Below are 15,717 nucleotides of genomic sequence, written 5' to 3' on the forward strand. Positions count from 1 at the left end.
AGTACCAAGGCCCTAGTATTTATGGTGGACTATACCCCGATTTCTAAACTGGCATAATAAGGAACTTTCTGGCAAGAAATTGCGTGTGAGCTAAAAGCTCGTAGAGGAAATTATTATTATTTAAAAGCGGACTAGGCAAATGCCTGGTAAAGCAAGACTATGCCTAATCAAATAGAAACAAGCCTTTAGATGATCTTTAAAGGCTTGTTCGATTAGTATTTATAGAGGAAATACTAACTACTAAATACTATCCTCTTCCCTACACCATAAAAAAAGCAGTCCAAACGGACTGCTTTTTTTATGGTGCAGAGAAGAGGATTTTAACGGATTCCGCTTCCCACTGATATTTCTGATGTTGGATTAACAAAGTCTAAGCGACCGTCTGCATCCTCTGCCATCAAGATCATTCCTTGGGACTGAATACCTTTGATTTCCCTAGGTTCTAAGTTTACAAGTATGGAAACTTGTTTACCTACGATTTCTTCAGGTTGGAAGAATTCTGCGATTCCGGATACCACGGTACGTTTGTCGATGCCTGTATCGATGGTTAATTTCAGTAATTTTTTTGTTTTCGCTACTTTTTCAGCCGTTATGATTCGGCCGACACGGATATCCATTTTTACGAAATCATCGAAAGAAACATTTGCTTTTTGAGGCGCTTTTGGCGCTGCTAAGGCATTTGATGCTTTCGCTTGTGCTAGTTTATTCAACTGGAACTCCACTTGCTCGTCGGTAATCTTATCAAATAACAGCTGCGTTTCGCCCAATTCATGTCCAGACACTAATAGATCTGCTTTTCCTGCAGTATCCCAGTCGCTTTTCGCTAGGTTCAACATTTCGAAGATCTTGGTACTGGTGAATGGTAAGAATGGTTGTCCTAATACTGCAAGGTTTGCAACGATTTGTCCAGCCACGAATAAAACCGTTTTAACGCGTTCTTCGTCGGTTTTGATTGTTTTCCATGGCTCTTCATCCGCTAGATACTTATTTCCTAAGCGTGCAGCGTTCATAAACTGTGCTAACGCCTCGCGGAATCGGTATTGCGATAGGGATTGTTTGATTAAGTCAGGGAAGGTCGCTAATTCTTTCAATACTTCTTCATCGGCAGCGGTTAATGGAGAACCCATTAATACTTTTCCGTCGAAATATTTATGCGAAAGAACCATGACGCGGTTTACGAAGTTACCGAAGATGGCAACTAGTTCGTTGTTCACACGTGCCTGGAAGTCCTTCCAAGTGAATTCACTATCTGAAGTTTCAGGAAGAATAGAAGTCAACATATAACGAAGCTCGTCTTGTTTACCTGGGAATTCCTGTAAGTATTCATGCAACCAAACGGCATGGTTACGAGACGTCGAAAGCTTATCGCCTTCTAAATTCAAGAACTCGTTTGCAGGTACATTTTCTGGCAATATATATTCGCCATGCGCATGTAAGATAGCAGGGAAAATAATACAGTGGAAAACGATATTGTCTTTACCGATAAAATGGATTAATGTAGAATCATCGGCTGTATTGTCTTGTTTTTTCCAGTATAGTTCCCAGTCTTTGCCCTCATCGATTGCCCATTGCTTTGTAGCAGAGATATAGCCAATTGGCGCATCTAGCCATACGTATAGTTTCTTACCTTCTGCTTCTTCCAACGGTACATCAACGCCCCAATCCAAGTCGCGCGTCATTGAGCGTGGCTGTAATCCGGATTTCAACCAGGATTGGCATTGACCGAATACATTAGATTTCAATACGTTTTTCTTGCCATCGATCAACCATTTCTCTAACCAAGGCTGATACTTGTCCAAGGGCAGATACCAGTGTTTAGTTTCTTTAAGAATTGGTGTATTACCGCTTAAAGTTGACTTAGGATTAATTAAGTCTGTTGGGTTAAGCGATGTCCCACACTTTTCACATTGGTCGCCGTAGGCACCGTCATTTCCGCAATGCGGACAAGTTCCTACAATGTAGCGATCGGCCAAGAATTGATGAAATTCTTCGTCGTAGTATTGTTCCGAAAAGCGCTCAATAAACTCTCCTTTTTCATATAGATTCAAAAAGAACTCTTGAGAAAGCTGATGATGAATAGGTTCGGAAGTACGGTGATAGATATTGAAAGAGATTCCGAATTCTTCGAAACTTTCTTTGATCTGCTGATTGTACTTATCAATAATTTGCTGTGGCGTTACGCCTTCTTTTTTTGCTTTGATGGTAATCGCCGCGCCATGTTCGTCAGATCCACAGACATATACAACATCCTTATTGTTTAGACGTAGAAAACGAACAAAAATATCTCCGGGAATGTAAGCTCCAGCAAGGTGACCAATATGTAATGGACCATTGGCATAAGGTAATGCCGAGGTAATGGTATAGCGTTGTTTATTAAAAATATCCAATGTAAATAGCTGATTAAGATTAAAAAATTGTACTGCTATGTATCGTACAAAGATACGTCAAAATGTACTATTCTAATACATCTCAGCAGTATTAGCTGCAAAAAATCAGTATATTGGATTCAAATTTTATCATTAAACGAGTAAAAACATGCGTAATTCAAAAACTGACATTGGCTTATTAATTATCCGGGTAGTTATCGGTACGACGATGATTGCATTCCACGGGATTCCAAAACTAATGGGGGGTGTTGAGGGCTGGACGAAGATAGGTCAATCTATGCAAACAATTGGGATTAACTTCCTACCAACGATGTGGGGTTTTTCAGCAGGATTTACGGAAACTGTAGGTTCATTTCTATTGATTTTAGGATTGTGGACTCGTCCTGCTTCTTGGTTATTAGCATTTACGATGCTTATTGCGGTTGTCGTGCATCTAAGCAAAGGCGATGGCCTTTCAGGCGCTTCGCATGCCATTGAATTTCTTTCGGTCTATGTAGCATTTGCGACCATGGGGCCGGGGCGATTGAGTGTCGATAAAAAATAATAAATAAAAAGCCTCTCGGATTGAGAGGCTTTTTATTTATTTCTTGAATACCGTTGCGTGCCAACTTTCTTTAAATGGAACTTCCCATTTTGTTTCCAACTCGTCTGCAGATTGAATTAGATTGTTATAGACAATTGTATCTTCATTGATCTCCCCTTCCTTATACAGGGCGGCAAATACATCACGCGACACGAGTTGAATATTACCCTCGATATCTCGATAAGACAATAACATACGGTTGAAAAGATCGATTTGAAGATCCGCTTCTAGCTTTTTAAGCATGTGGACCGATTTGTCAATCGAACAACCTGTCGCCTGCGCTAGTTCTTCGTCTACTGTCAGTATTACAAAAAGATTATGCTTTATTTCCGCATTCCCAGCCAATTGGCTGCCATGGGCAGTCCATTCTGCAACAAAATCTTTTAATTGTGCCTGTGCCGTTTCCAGCTCTGGCTGCGTAAAGAAACGATCAGCTTGATAAATCCAAATCTTCTTCATAGGGTCCCCTTTCTTAGTGAGTATAATAAGGTGAAATCATCAAGTAGACAATAACACCAGTTACAGCAACATATAACCACATTGGATATGTAATGCGGGCAAGCTTCTTATGGCGTTCGTACGCTCCAGCAATACCTCTCACAAAAGTAAACAATACGAATGGGATAATAATCACCGACAAAACGATGTGTGTAATCAGAATGAAATAATATACATAACGAATAGCTCCTTCGCCAAGAAACTTGGTAGATTCCGAGGTCATATGATAGGCTACATACATCACTAAGAACAAAGCTGAGCAGACCATACACAGTTTGATCAAATTTTCATGAACCTTTGCATTTCCACGTTTGATGGCGGCAACAGCAATAACTAACAATACGGCTGTAATACCGTTAATCGTTGCATAGATCGGGGGCAGAAAACCCAAAGGCTCCACATCGAAACCCATACGCTTTAAATTAACACCAAACAACGCTGCAACAGCTAAAGGAATGATGATGGAAAGTGTCCAAATGATTCCTTTATATTTTTTTTCTTCTTCGGTCATTGCCATGTTACTTCCTTTCTACTTTAAGGGGATTATTTCTGATTTCTTCAACCAACTGAACTTTTATTTCATCCTCTAAACGAGCCGTCTCCGTTTTCAAACTGATATCATAGATACCACGAATGCGGCGCTTTGAATCTAAAAGAACGAAATTGCTTCCGATAACAAAGCTGCTGCTATCACTCGGATTGATCATCCCTTCAATCATCAATTGCTCACGCGCATAGCCCAATATGTCTTCCTTTGGCTTGTAAGCGACAAACCAATTGGGATTCCCAATTTTAGCATAAGGTGCAACAACACGCTCTAAATCGCTCTTGGTATCCCGCGGATCTACACTGATGGAGTATAGGCGAACTTTCGGGTTATACTTGAATCGCTCTGCGATACTGCTCAAGTCGTGAATTAGCTGCTTCGATAAGGCAGAGTCACGAGAATAGAATAAATGTGCAACAGAGATAATGGTGTCCGATTGAAGAAAGGGAACATCATTACCATTCAAATCAATTAAATTCAGTGGTTTCACTTGGTGAAAGACTGTGTCTGGAATCTCTCGTCCCATTACACGGTTCATTTTGCCCGAGAGGCTTTTCTCACCAAATACTGGTAATCTTACGTACTCATTAGAGCCCATATTATTAACCATTATATATAAAAATCCTGGCACAAATAGTACAAGTGCCAGGATTATTAATTTTGATATGTTCTTAGAACGAGTATTTTTACTCATTACAAGCTTTCTTATTTGTGAGGGAAAATAGGTTGGTGAGTCATTGCACCGTGTAAGAAATCACCTTCTGTAAGAAGCAAGATGATGAAATACACAATAAATAAAAACACTATACTACAGCAGATTATAAACCCTGATTTTTCGAACTTCAAGTGCATGAAGAAAGCAACAATATAAAATGCCTTTACTAGTGTTAGCACAATATAAATCACATTCACTAACATTCCTTTTTGAAGGACTCCCCAGTGATGTACAAAACCTAATGCGATTAAGAATTCTAACGCAGTTAATGCTAATAAGATAAAGAATACGGACCAGATACGTTTTTTATCCATTCCTTCTTCATGTCCGTGCGCATCGTGTGCAGCAATATGATCGTGATTACTCATTATATCTTTGTTATTAATATTAGTCCAAAAAATTAGATTAAGTAGAAGAAGGTAAATACGAATACCCAAACTAAGTCTACAAAGTGCCAGTAAAGACCAACTTTTTCTACCATTAGGTAAGTACCTCTTCTTTCAAAAGTATTGTTTAATGTCATCGACAATACGATGATATTTAACAAGATACCAATGGAAACGTGGAATCCGTGGAAACCAGTAATGGTAAAGAACAAGTTAGAGAATTGCAATGCAGCAGTGTAAGATATCTCCTTAGTGAAATAAGGCTGTAATGCATTGACAATTGCGTCAGGATCTGTTAAACCTGTAGCTGGGTTACGACCGAACCAAAAACCTTGGTGATGTAAGTGAGACCACTCAATAGCTTGACAGCCGATGAAACACAAACCACCTAAAATAGTCCATAACATCCATTTTACGACTTCGTGCTTCGAATTACGGTGTCCAGCTTCTACAGCTAATACCATCGTCACGGAAGACATAATTAAGATAAAGGTCATGATACCTACGAATACTAGGGGTTGACCTGATTCAGCGATTCCTGGGATAGATTGGAAGATCTTATCTGCATCAATCCAAGTAGGTTGAGCGAACTTTTGAGCACCATAATAGATTAGGAATGCAGAAAATGTAAATGCATCCGATACTAAGAAAAACCACATCATGATTTTTCCATACTCCAAATTCCATGGAGATTTACCTCCGCTCCAAGGGCCCTCTTTTACCTTATCCAATTGCGATACTGTTGTACTCATTGTTTAGTGTTATTGATTCAAAAGTAAGAAAACATAAATATATATCCATAATAGATCTAGAAAATGCCAGAAAATAGCGGCAATTTCCATCCGGAATACATTGTTGATATAAGGGATGTTTTTTAGCACTCCAAAAAGACATCTTGCCAATACCAATATTCCAGCAATAATGTGCGCCAAGTGTAAACCTGTAAACACATAAATAAACGACTGTGAAGCGTTTGAATTCACAAAGGTGATATTTCTTTCCGTTAAAGCAGACCAAGCGTCTACCTGTAAGAAAAAGAATACTACACCCAATGCAATCGTAATCCCTAAGAACAGCTTTTGCTTAGCGAAATTCTGAGCTTTCACTGCGTTATAAGCTAAGTGCATCGTTAAACTACTAAGCACGATAGCCGCAGTGCTATAGATGAACGCGTACGGTAGAATTGTTTTGATTCCTTTATCCACTCCACTCGCCGTGTAAACTATAAAACCGCTGGAAAGAGCTGCAAACATCATAAACATGCCAATCATTCCAAGCCATAAATTAAACTTTTTGGCTTTTCTTGACTTAACTGCTTCCTCGCTTAACAAACTCTGATTATCCATCGTTAAATTCAATTCCATTTAAACTTAAAAAGGTTTAAAATCTAGTAATAAGACCAATTGTGTGATCGGTAAATAAGCAAATGATGTAAACATAATTCGCTTAGCGGTACTAATTTCCATTTTTTTAAGATGTTGGATACCATACCAGGTGAACATCAGTGCGCCAATCAATGACACTATCGTAAAGATCCATCCTCCGAATCCGAAGTACATAGGCAAGAAACCTACGGGGATCATTAATGCTGCAGAAATAAAGATCATCCATGCGGATCCTTTATCTTTTCTCGTCGTTGGCAACAATCTAAAGCCTGCACGCTTGTAATCATCATCTGCTACCCAAGCAATTGCCCAGAAATGTGGAAACTGCCAAAAGAACTGTATAGCAAATAAAACTAGCGGCGTAATCACCACAGCCTTCTCACTAACTGCAGCATATGCTAAACCGAATCCTGAAGACTCGAAAGCCGCATAATATCCGATTAGGGGTGGCAAGGCGCCTGGAATAGCTCCAACCCACACCGCAATTGGCGATTTCTGCTTTAATGGTGTATAAACAAATGCGTATAAGAAAATGGAAAATACGGAGATCAATCCGGCGATGAAATTTAAATTCACCAAAACCAATGTACCAGCAATTCCCATAAACACACTCAAAACCAACGCTTGCCCTGTAGTCATTCTTCCAGCAGGCAATGGTCGATCCATTGTGCGCTCCATCAATTTATCTAAATCCTTCTCGATGATTTCATTAAACCCATTCGCGGCACCGGTTACTAGGAAACCTCCAACAGTTAGCAATGCCCAATTAAACCAGATTATATCTCCTTGTTGTGTAGCACCAATTAAAAATGAAATCGACGCTGAAAAAACTACCGTTAGAGTAAGTCTTAACTTAACAAGTTTGTTAAAATCTGAAATAAATTCCTTCATAATCAAAATAAATCCTAAACCGTCGTATGGCTTAAAGCATCTTGCTTTGGCTTACTCACGAGTAGCATTAAATAATATTGTGCCCCAAAGAACAAAGTCGCTACTACGAGATGCACTGTTTGTGCAACGGCAGGAACATGAAACCTCGCTAAAATAATTCCTGTTAACATTTGTATACAAACCAGCACAAAGGCAATCAGTGCAAAACGATATTGCTCAGTCGCTTTCACATATACGGATCTAGTTTTAAAAAACAGATAAGCCGTAATAGCAAGTGTAACGTAAGCCAGCACACGGTGAATATGATAGTTTGCACCTATCGACTCAATCCATGAATCACGTTGTATTTGCTGTGCATTGAGATGGTCAATGGCCTCTCTTACTTCTGTTCCATAAACGACTTGGATTACCAAAAGAACGATGGAAACTACCGAAAGAATAAAAATGCTTCGGTCTCTGGAATTAGCGTGCAGAAGCGACTTATCGCGTAAGGTTACTGCTAGGAAATAAGTATGAATACTTATACACACAATAACAATAGCAAGAAGCATATGCACCGTAATTACCCAAGGAGTAAGGTTAGTAGAAACTACTATTGAGCCTAACCAAGCTTGTATAACAACGACAATAAGATTAAGAACGCTCCATACGGTGATGGACTTTTTCTTTTTCCAATAGGTAAAAGAAAAGAGAGCTGAAAACAACAAACAAAATCCTGCAACAACGCCCGTCAGACGATTGATATATTCTGTCCAAGTCTTCACAGGATTGAACTCTTCATGTTGAAGAATAGTTTCATCATGACGAATTTGATCTGCTAAATCCTTGTAACCAAAGAACTCAATCATATTGGCAAAGCGTGTGTTCTTCTTAACGCGTCCCTCTACATAATGTTGCTCATAGCCTGCTGGCAGTTGAGAAATATCTGTAGGTGGAATAATGCGGTTAAAACACTTAGGCCAGTCCGGACAGCCCATTCCTGAACCTGTACTCCGAACAATTCCGCCTGCTGTAATCACTAAAAAAAGAACGAAGATCGTGATCTTTGTTGTGCGAATAAATCGCCTCTCAGCTGATGGGAACATCAATATCCCTCCCTTTACAAAATTTTATCGTATAAAAGAGAGGTAGGTTTTACCCTACCCTTCTGTTTCTCTGTTATGCTCTTTGTCATAAACACGCTGAGCAGCAATTCCTTCTTCATTACCTTCCCAATCGTGGATCAAGTTAGAACTCATCGTTTGCGAATGTGGAACGTTTTGAGGAATAAAGTCAGCATCATGACCTGGCTTACTGTAGTCATAAGGCCAACGGTACACTGTAGGGATCTCTCCTGGCCAGTTTCCGTGAATATGTTCTACAGGTGTAGTCCATTCTAATGTATTTGCATTCCAAGGGTTCTGAGGAGCACGTTTTCCACACCAGATTGATGCGAAGAAGTTCCATAAGAAAGCGATCTGACCAACAGCCGAAACAATCGCAGCCCAAGTAACCAAAATATTAACTGATACCCATTTCTCCATGAAAGGGAACTCAGTGAAAGCGTAGTAACGACGAGGAACACCGTCGATACCCATAAAGTGCATCGGGAAGAATACCAAGTAAGCACCAATGAATGTTAACCAGAAGTGGAAATAACCTAAACGCTCGTCCATCATACGTCCGAACATCTTTGGATACCAATGGTAAACACCACACAACATACCGAAGATCGATGCAGAACCCATTACCAAGTGGAAGTGAGCAACAACGAAGTAAGTATCGTGTAAGTTGATGTCTAAGGCAGCATTACCTAAGTATAAACCTGTTAAACCACCAGATACGAAGAATGATACCATACCGATAGCAAACATCATCGCTGGAGTAAAACGGATATTACCACGCCATAGCGTAGCGATATAGTTAAATGCCTTTACCGCTGAAGGAACCGCAATAATCAACGTCGTGATCATGAATACCCCGCCTAAGAAAGGACTCATACCCGTAACGAACATGTGGTGACCCCAAACGATAAATGATAATACAGTAATACCTACTAAAGAGTAAACCATCGCGTGGTAACCGAAGATAGGTTTACGTGAGTTTGTAGAAATTACTTCTGATGTTAAACCTAATGCAGGCATAACAACGATATATACTTCTGGGTGCCCTAAGAACCAGAATAAGTGTTGGAATAAGATTGGAGAACCACCTTCGTTAGGAAGAATGTTACCACCAACTACTAAGTCTGATAAATAGAATGAAGTACCAACCGAACGGTCAAAGAACAATAATACTACTGCAGATACTAATACTGGGAATGATAATAAACCTACGATTGCAGTTAAGAAGAACGCCCAAATAGTTAAAGGCATTTTCCATAATTCCATTCCTTTCGTACGCATGTTTAATACAGTACTGATGTAGTTTACACCACCTAATACCTGAGACGCAATGAATAAGGTCATACTGATTAACCATAAGGTCATACCTAATCCAGAACCAGGGATCGCTGTAGGAACAGCAGATAATGGTGGATAAATTGTCCATCCTGCAGATGCCGGACCACTTTCAACGAAGAAAGAAGCTACCATGATCACACAGGCAACAAAGAAAAACCAGTAAGAAAGCATGTTCATTAATGGCGATGCCATATCACGTGCTCCTAATTGGTAAGGGATTAATAAGTTACTGAATGTACCAGACAAACCCGCCGTTAATACGAAGAATACCATCATCGTACCGTGGATTGTTACCAAGGAAAGGAAGAAATCGGGTCTAATACGACCACCTTCAGCCCATTTGCCTAAGAAAACCTCCAAGATAGGGAATTCAGCGTCTGGCCATGCAAGTTGAATACGGAATAAGATCGACAAAAGCATGGCAAATACTGCCATCACAATACCTGTGATCAAAAATTGCTTTGCAATCATCTTGTGATCCTGACTGAAGACATACTTCGTCAAGAACGTCTCATGATGATGATCATGACCGTGATGAGCTGCGTCGTGCGATATAACTGTAGTTGACATATTCTAATATAAATTCTCTCTGTTCTATTAATTTAATGAAGCTGCAATACGGCTCTCCTTAATTGTATTGTCTTCTTTTTGTGCGAATTCTTTTTGAAGATCTTCTGTAAAGAACTTAGCTTGTTTGCTTAACCATTCTTTATATTCTGCTTCTGAAACCACAATAACCTTTTTCTTCATGTTATAATGGCTACTTCCACAGATCTTAGCACACAACATATAGTAGTCGTAAGCTGGATCATTCTGACGATCACGCATCTCTTCTGTAGTTACCGTTGGAGTAAATTGGAAGTAATTCGTCATACCTGGTACCGCGTTGATTTGTACACGGAAATCAGGAATATAGAAAGAGTGAATGATATCTTTTGATAAGATGTGGAAACGAACTGGCTTATTAACCGGGATTACGATTTCATCACCTTTAACATCATCCCAAGAACTTTTATCGTTGAAATCAATACCATAAGAGTTCGTTGGAGTCGTCAATTTATAATTACGTTTACCAATTACACCGTCATTACCCGGGTAACGAACTGTCCATTGGAATTGCTCTCCTAATACCTCAACTTGTAAAGCTGACTTCTTAAGATCCTCAGGAATGTTCGTAATTGATCTCCAAGTAAAGAAACCGAATAATACTAAGATAGTTAAAACAACAGCAGGAACGATTGTCCATAATCTTTCGATAGCATCATTGTGCGGATAGTAATACGCCGTACGCTTCGCACGCATTCTGTAGATTAAACTGAACGTCAATAATAAAATGTGAACTAACACTAGAACGATGGTGATAATAACCGTCGTAATAATGAACATTCTATCTATATCCTTACCGTGTTCTGTCACTGCTTCTCTCCATGCCCAGCTTCCCCATACTGCGTATGAATAATACGTGAATGCTAAAAAGGCAATAAGAAAAACAAACAGTAAAACTGCTTGAATAGTATTGTTTGCTAATGGATTGTATTTACCATTAACCTTCTTTGTCAATGAATAAATAGAAAGTACTTTAAAAACTACCCCTACAACTGCACAGGCAATTAATAAAATGAAAACATAATACAACAGGTTTTTGTAAACCTGTGGATCAATTTTCTTTTCTTCTTTTGGAGCTGCCGCCGCAGAGCTAGACGATGAAGAACTAGATGCTGCTGCTACAGTCGTCGAATCAGTCGCCGCCGGAGCCGCTGCCGAATCTACAACTGCAGTTGCCGCAGAGTCTGCCGGAGCAGCTACAGCTGCTTGCTCAGTTTGTGTAGCAACGGTAGCCGTGTCCTGAATGGAAGCAAATAGTGGCGTAGCCAACATCAAGTTGATCGCTAATAAACCTCCGATTAAGGACTTGAATCTGTTATTTAATGTAAACTTCATTTTTTTATAAGACGTTTGAACGTTATCCCAACTTTATCTTTTATTAAATCTGATGATGTAAACTTTCATCAAGAAGCGGATGGTGCTTCGGAGCTAATGCATGCTTACTCAATTTAGACATTACTAAGAAAGTAAACAATCCAACAAATCCTATAGCAGTACCAATCTCTACAAAACCAAATCCTCTGTGTGATTCAACTGTACCAGGCATAATCATAATGTAGTAATCTAACCAGTGACCACATAATAACATGATCGCTACGAACAACATTACATTACCCTTACGCTTAGCATCTCTATCCACTAATAATAATAATGGCGCCACAAAGTTAATAATAATGCTCAACCAAAACCAAGGTTTGTATTCAGGTTCCCAACGTTTATAGAAATAAACTGTCTCTTCAGGAATATTTGAATACCAAATCAACATGAACTGAGCAAACCAAACATAACACCAGAAGATAGAGAAACCGAACATTAATTTACCTAAATCGTGTAAGTGGTTTTCATTAACCCATGCCATGTAACCTGCTTTTTTCACAAGAACAAGGATGATAACGATTGCTGCGATTCCACTAACCCACATTGCTGCGAAGTTATACCAACCGAACATGGTCGAGAACCAGTGCGCCTCTAAAGACATGATCGTGTCGAAAGACCAAATTGGTGTAGTGAAACCAAAGATTACTAAAAAGATAGCAGACAATTTAAATCCTTTTTTGTAAGAGTTTAAACCACCTTGTAAATCTTCATTGTATGAAAGTTTAGCTAAGATAAAAGCGAAAATACTATAGCTTCCCATGAAGATGATCTGACGGATCAAGAATCCCGGTACATTTAAGAAAGCTGCTTTACCCGCAACCAACTTATCATAGTTAGGACTGCTAGGATCTGTTAATCCATCTGCATGCCAGTGGTGGTAAAGGTTATGTGTAGTTAAACCCAAAGCTACAATCACTAATAATAAGATTGAAGCGATTGGTAAAATACTAGCCATTGCCTGAGGGATACGAATTAATCCTGCAGACCAGCCTGATTGAGTTACTAATTGTAATGCAACAAAGAATGCTCCAGCTGCACACACACAAGTAAAATAATAGCCCATCAATAATAAATTGGCATATGTACGCTCAACCATGATATGGTCACTGGAAAGTAAGCCAAGTGCAATTGCGGCAATTCCTACAACGATCGCAACCAAGCTCAACACCTTAGCGATGCCGGCGAATTGAAATTGCTCGCTGAAATTATAATCGTGATGATGATTGTGAGTTCCCATTTATAATATCGATGTTAATTATTTTTTTTGTAATTCATGAACGTACATAACCACTTTCCAACGCTCTTCTGGAGTCAACTGTGAAGCGTGAGCTCCCATCGAGTTGTATCCATAAGTAATGGTGTGATAAATCTTTCCGTCCGTTAATTCTGACATTTTACCACCTCTTGAAGATGGAACTCCAGCAGACTGATGGTATGATGGCGGCGGAGGGAAGTTCTCTAACGATCTTGTACCTCTAGAGTCAGTAACTGATCTATCCTTAGTAATAGGGCCATCTCCTGCTCCATCCTTACCATGACAAACTGCACAATAAGTTAAGAACAACGTCTCACCTTCAGCTAAATTCGCTTGAGTAACTAACAAAGGATTCTTAACCTCTGCACCAGCTAACTCATACCCTTCAACTGTATTCGGATAATCAAAACGCTCAAACCCGATTGGCGTAGTGCTCGCCGGAGGTAATTGCGCTGTCTGCTTATTTTTAAAATTATCATTTGGCTGATCCGGATTGAATGCAATTGGATCATACATATTTCTCGAGAATTCTAAACCTGTACTGCGTGTCGTACCATCTCCGCAGGCAGAAACCACTGCAGCTAACGCGGCAGCAACACATACAGTTCCAAGAAAATTCTTCTTATTCATAGCTAACATATTTTCTTTCATTGTATTTAACTTCTACTGCTCCCGCTTCTTTCAATAGACTATCGATCAACGCATGATCAGTATTTTCACGAGCATCAACTGCAATTATAAATCTGTCATCCGTTGCACGAAGATCCATCACACGTGGAGCACGTCCTGGGAATAAGTGGTTGCGATAGAAGAATGTAGCAACCATTCCTAACGCACAGATTAAGATTGTAACCTCAAATGTAACCGGAACAAAGTTTGGCAATGGCAATGATGGCTTACCACCAATGTTCATCGGCCAATCATAAGCCATTGTGTAGAACAATAAACTGAATCCTAAAATTGTACCTGTTGCTCCGAATAAAAATGCAGCAATTGGTAAACGTGATGGTTTTACGCCCAGCTTAGCTTCAATACCGTGGATCGGCATTGGTGTAAAACAATCATAAATGCTAATGTTATTTGCTTGCAACTTGTCAATCCCGTGCATCATTTCATCAGGATCCGCAAAACTACCTAGTATATATTTTGTATTGCTCATTGCTACTATTTTTTACGTAATTCTTTAATATCCTCTTCTGTAACTGTATCGTATTTCTCCAAAGAGTTTCTGAAGAACTCAACTTGATCCTCAGGGAATGCGCCTTCTTGAACAAGCTTAGTTTTCTGTTGTAAACTCGCGCTCTTCAACAATAACTTAACCTCTGCAATAGCAATACCTGGTAAGAAACGAAGGAACAATAAGAATAAGGTGAAGAATAAACCAATTGATCCAACGAAAATACCCACGTCAACCCAAGTTGGGTAGAACATCGCCCATGATGATGGTAAGTAGTCACGGTGTAATGAAGTAACGATAATTACGAAACGCTCAAACCACATACCGATGTTTACCACAATTGATAATACCCAAGAGATTGGAATACTTGTTCTAATTTTCTTGAACCAGAATAATTGTGGCGAAATCACGTTACATGTCATCATCGCCCAGTAAGCCCAAGCGTAAGGACCCGCAACACGGTTTGCGAATGCATACATTTCATATTCAGAACCCGAGTACCATGCAATAAATAACTCTGTTAAGTATGCAATACCTACGATAGATCCCGTTGTCATGATGATCTTATTCATCGCTTCAATATGGAACATCGTGATGTAGTCCTCAAAGTTCATTACTTTACGAAGGATTAACAATAATGTTTGTACCATCGCGAAACCTGAGAAAATCGCTCCAGCAACGAAGTATGGAGGGAAGATCGTCGTGTGCCATCCTGGAATTACGGAAGTTGCAAAGTCCATGGATACGATGGTGTGTACCGAAAGTACAAGAGGTGTAGAGATACCAGCTAAGATCAATGAAACGATCTCAAAACGCTGCCAAGTCTTTACTGAACCATTCCATCCGAAAGAAAGGATTGAATAGATTCTACGTTTTAAACCAGAAGCACGGTCACGAACTGACGCGATATCCGGTAATAGACCACAGTACCAGAATACTAAGGAAACTGTGAAATATGTAGAGATCGCAAATGCGTCCCATACAAGTGGTGAGTTAAAGTTTACCCATAAAGATCCGAATTGGTTTGGCAATGGGAAAATCCAGTATGCTAACCAAGGGCGTCCCATGTGAGCAACAACGTATGTTGCGGCACAGATTACGGCAAAGATTGTCATCGCCTCTGCCGAGCGGTTAATCGAGTTACGCCAGTTTTGACGGAAAAGTAAAAGTACTGCGGAAATCAGCGTTCCGGCGTGACCAATACCCACCCACCATACGAAGTCGGTGATATCCCAAGCCCAACCTACGGTTTTGTTCAAACCCCAGGCGCCGATACCTGTCCAGAAAGTGTATCCAACACTTACTACCCATAACATTGCTCCAAGGACAGCTACTGTAAAGCCAATCCACCAAGCTTTGTTCGGTTTATTTTCAACCGGTAGCAAGATATCATCTGTAACTTTTGCATACGTGATATTCTTGCCGGTTACTAATGGTTCTCTTAATATTGATTCGTTATGCGATGACAT

Annotated in this window: 16 protein-coding genes; 1 reads left to right on the forward strand and 15 read right to left on the reverse strand. The window is 39.7% G+C overall.

Annotation, left to right across the window (positions count from 1 at the left end):
• Positions 1 to 320: 320 nt before the first annotated feature.
• The gene (metG, locus tag DSM08_RS16565) at positions 321 to 2,387 is read right to left on the reverse strand and encodes a methionine--tRNA ligase (RefSeq protein WP_149527185.1); all 2,067 of its coding nucleotides are present in this window, start codon (positions 2,385 to 2,387) and stop codon (positions 321 to 323) included.
• A gap of 148 nt (positions 2,388 to 2,535) precedes the next feature.
• Between metG and DSM08_RS16570 the strand changes: the two genes are divergently transcribed.
• Positions 2,536 to 2,931, forward strand: coding sequence for a DoxX family protein (locus DSM08_RS16570; RefSeq protein WP_149527186.1), 396 nt, complete (start codon positions 2,536 to 2,538; stop codon positions 2,929 to 2,931).
• A 36-nt stretch (positions 2,932 to 2,967) separates the two neighbouring features.
• On the opposite strand, the gene DSM08_RS16575 is transcribed toward DSM08_RS16570, so the two are convergent.
• The 14 genes from DSM08_RS16575 to nrfD form a co-directional block, all read right to left on the reverse strand.
• Positions 2,968 to 3,429, reverse strand: a complete 462-nt coding sequence (locus DSM08_RS16575) for an ABC transporter ATPase (RefSeq protein ID WP_149527187.1) — start codon at positions 3,427 to 3,429, stop codon at positions 2,968 to 2,970.
• 13 nt (positions 3,430 to 3,442) lie between these two features.
• Positions 3,443 to 3,985, reverse strand: coding sequence for a DUF420 domain-containing protein (locus tag DSM08_RS16580; protein WP_149527188.1), 543 nt, complete (start codon positions 3,983 to 3,985; stop codon positions 3,443 to 3,445).
• Between the two features lies 1 nt (position 3,986).
• Positions 3,987 to 4,625, reverse strand: coding sequence for an SCO family protein (locus DSM08_RS16585; RefSeq protein ID WP_246172314.1), 639 nt, complete (start codon positions 4,623 to 4,625; stop codon positions 3,987 to 3,989).
• A 95-nt stretch (positions 4,626 to 4,720) separates the two neighbouring features.
• Complete coding sequence (locus tag DSM08_RS16590; RefSeq protein ID WP_149527190.1) at positions 4,721 to 5,098, reverse strand: cytochrome C oxidase subunit IV family protein; 378 nt, start codon at positions 5,096 to 5,098, stop codon at positions 4,721 to 4,723.
• Positions 5,099 to 5,130: 32 nt separating this feature from the next.
• On the reverse strand, positions 5,131 to 5,868 hold the full coding sequence (locus DSM08_RS16595) for a cytochrome c oxidase subunit 3 (RefSeq protein ID WP_149527191.1): 738 nt from the start codon (positions 5,866 to 5,868) through the stop codon (positions 5,131 to 5,133).
• 9 nt (positions 5,869 to 5,877) lie between these two features.
• Complete coding sequence (locus DSM08_RS16600) at positions 5,878 to 6,480, reverse strand: cytochrome c oxidase subunit 3 (protein WP_246172316.1); 603 nt, start codon at positions 6,478 to 6,480, stop codon at positions 5,878 to 5,880.
• A 6-nt stretch (positions 6,481 to 6,486) separates the two neighbouring features.
• Positions 6,487 to 7,392 carry a heme o synthase gene (gene cyoE / locus DSM08_RS16605; protein WP_149527192.1) on the reverse strand — a complete coding sequence of 302 codons (906 nt, stop codon included), beginning with the start codon at positions 7,390 to 7,392 and terminating at the stop codon, positions 6,487 to 6,489.
• Positions 7,393 to 7,406: 14 nt separating this feature from the next.
• A complete protein-coding gene (locus tag DSM08_RS16610) occupies positions 7,407 to 8,477 on the reverse strand; it encodes a COX15/CtaA family protein (RefSeq protein WP_149527193.1) in 1,071 nt (356 codons plus the stop codon).
• 54 nt (positions 8,478 to 8,531) lie between these two features.
• The gene (locus DSM08_RS16615; RefSeq protein ID WP_187773894.1) at positions 8,532 to 10,403 is read right to left on the reverse strand and encodes a cytochrome c oxidase subunit I; all 1,872 of its coding nucleotides are present in this window, start codon (positions 10,401 to 10,403) and stop codon (positions 8,532 to 8,534) included.
• 27 nt (positions 10,404 to 10,430) lie between these two features.
• Positions 10,431 to 11,774, reverse strand: coding sequence for a cytochrome c oxidase subunit II (locus DSM08_RS16620; protein WP_246172318.1), 1,344 nt, complete (start codon positions 11,772 to 11,774; stop codon positions 10,431 to 10,433).
• A 43-nt stretch (positions 11,775 to 11,817) separates the two neighbouring features.
• A complete protein-coding gene (locus tag DSM08_RS16625) occupies positions 11,818 to 13,053 on the reverse strand; it encodes a quinol:cytochrome C oxidoreductase (RefSeq protein ID WP_149527194.1) in 1,236 nt (411 codons plus the stop codon).
• Between the two features lie 18 nt (positions 13,054 to 13,071).
• A complete protein-coding gene (locus DSM08_RS16630) occupies positions 13,072 to 13,722 on the reverse strand; it encodes a c-type cytochrome (RefSeq protein WP_149527195.1) in 651 nt (216 codons plus the stop codon).
• Positions 13,694 to 14,230, reverse strand: coding sequence for a DUF3341 domain-containing protein (locus tag DSM08_RS16635; protein ID WP_149527196.1), 537 nt, complete (start codon positions 14,228 to 14,230; stop codon positions 13,694 to 13,696). The genes DSM08_RS16630 and DSM08_RS16635 overlap by 29 nt, the downstream gene beginning before the upstream one ends.
• A 5-nt stretch (positions 14,231 to 14,235) precedes the next feature.
• Complete coding sequence (nrfD, locus tag DSM08_RS16640; protein WP_149527197.1) at positions 14,236 to 15,717, reverse strand: NrfD/PsrC family molybdoenzyme membrane anchor subunit; 1,482 nt, start codon at positions 15,715 to 15,717, stop codon at positions 14,236 to 14,238.

The organism is Sphingobacterium hotanense (assembly GCF_008274825.1).
Taxonomy (GTDB): Bacteria; Bacteroidota; Bacteroidia; order Sphingobacteriales; family Sphingobacteriaceae; genus Sphingobacterium; species Sphingobacterium hotanense.

Bases quoted from the DNA above. Each gene is read 5' to 3' on its own strand.
- DSM08_RS16570 (WP_149527186.1), top strand. From the start codon at position 2,536: ATGCGTAATTCAAAAACTGACATTGGCTTATTAATTATCCGGGTAGTT.
- DSM08_RS16575 (WP_149527187.1), bottom strand. From the start codon at position 3,429: ATGAAGAAGATTTGGATTTATCAAGCTGATCGTTTCTTTACGCAGCCA.
- DSM08_RS16580 (WP_149527188.1), bottom strand. From the start codon at position 3,985: ATGGCAATGACCGAAGAAGAAAAAAAATATAAAGGAATCATTTGGACA.
- DSM08_RS16585 (WP_246172314.1), bottom strand. From the start codon at position 4,625: ATGGTTAATAATATGGGCTCTAATGAGTACGTAAGATTACCAGTATTT.
- DSM08_RS16590 (WP_149527190.1), bottom strand. From the start codon at position 5,098: ATGAGTAATCACGATCATATTGCTGCACACGATGCGCACGGACATGAA.
- DSM08_RS16595 (WP_149527191.1), bottom strand. From the start codon at position 5,868: ATGAGTACAACAGTATCGCAATTGGATAAGGTAAAAGAGGGCCCTTGG.
- DSM08_RS16600 (WP_246172316.1), bottom strand. From the start codon at position 6,480: ATGGAATTGAATTTAACGATGGATAATCAGAGTTTGTTAAGCGAGGAA.
- cyoE (WP_149527192.1), bottom strand. From the start codon at position 7,392: ATGAAGGAATTTATTTCAGATTTTAACAAACTTGTTAAGTTAAGACTT.
- DSM08_RS16610 (WP_149527193.1), bottom strand. From the start codon at position 8,477: ATGTTCCCATCAGCTGAGAGGCGATTTATTCGCACAACAAAGATCACG.
- DSM08_RS16615 (WP_187773894.1), bottom strand. From the start codon at position 10,403: ATGTCAACTACAGTTATATCGCACGACGCAGCTCATCACGGTCATGAT.
- DSM08_RS16620 (WP_246172318.1), bottom strand. From the start codon at position 11,774: ATGAAGTTTACATTAAATAACAGATTCAAGTCCTTAATCGGAGGTTTA.
- DSM08_RS16625 (WP_149527194.1), bottom strand. From the start codon at position 13,053: ATGGGAACTCACAATCATCATCACGATTATAATTTCAGCGAGCAATTT.
- DSM08_RS16630 (WP_149527195.1), bottom strand. From the start codon at position 13,722: ATGAAAGAAAATATGTTAGCTATGAATAAGAAGAATTTTCTTGGAACT.
- DSM08_RS16635 (WP_149527196.1), bottom strand. From the start codon at position 14,230: ATGAGCAATACAAAATATATACTAGGTAGTTTTGCGGATCCTGATGAA.
- nrfD (WP_149527197.1), bottom strand. From the start codon at position 15,717: ATGTCATCGCATAACGAATCAATATTAAGAGAACCATTAGTAACCGGC.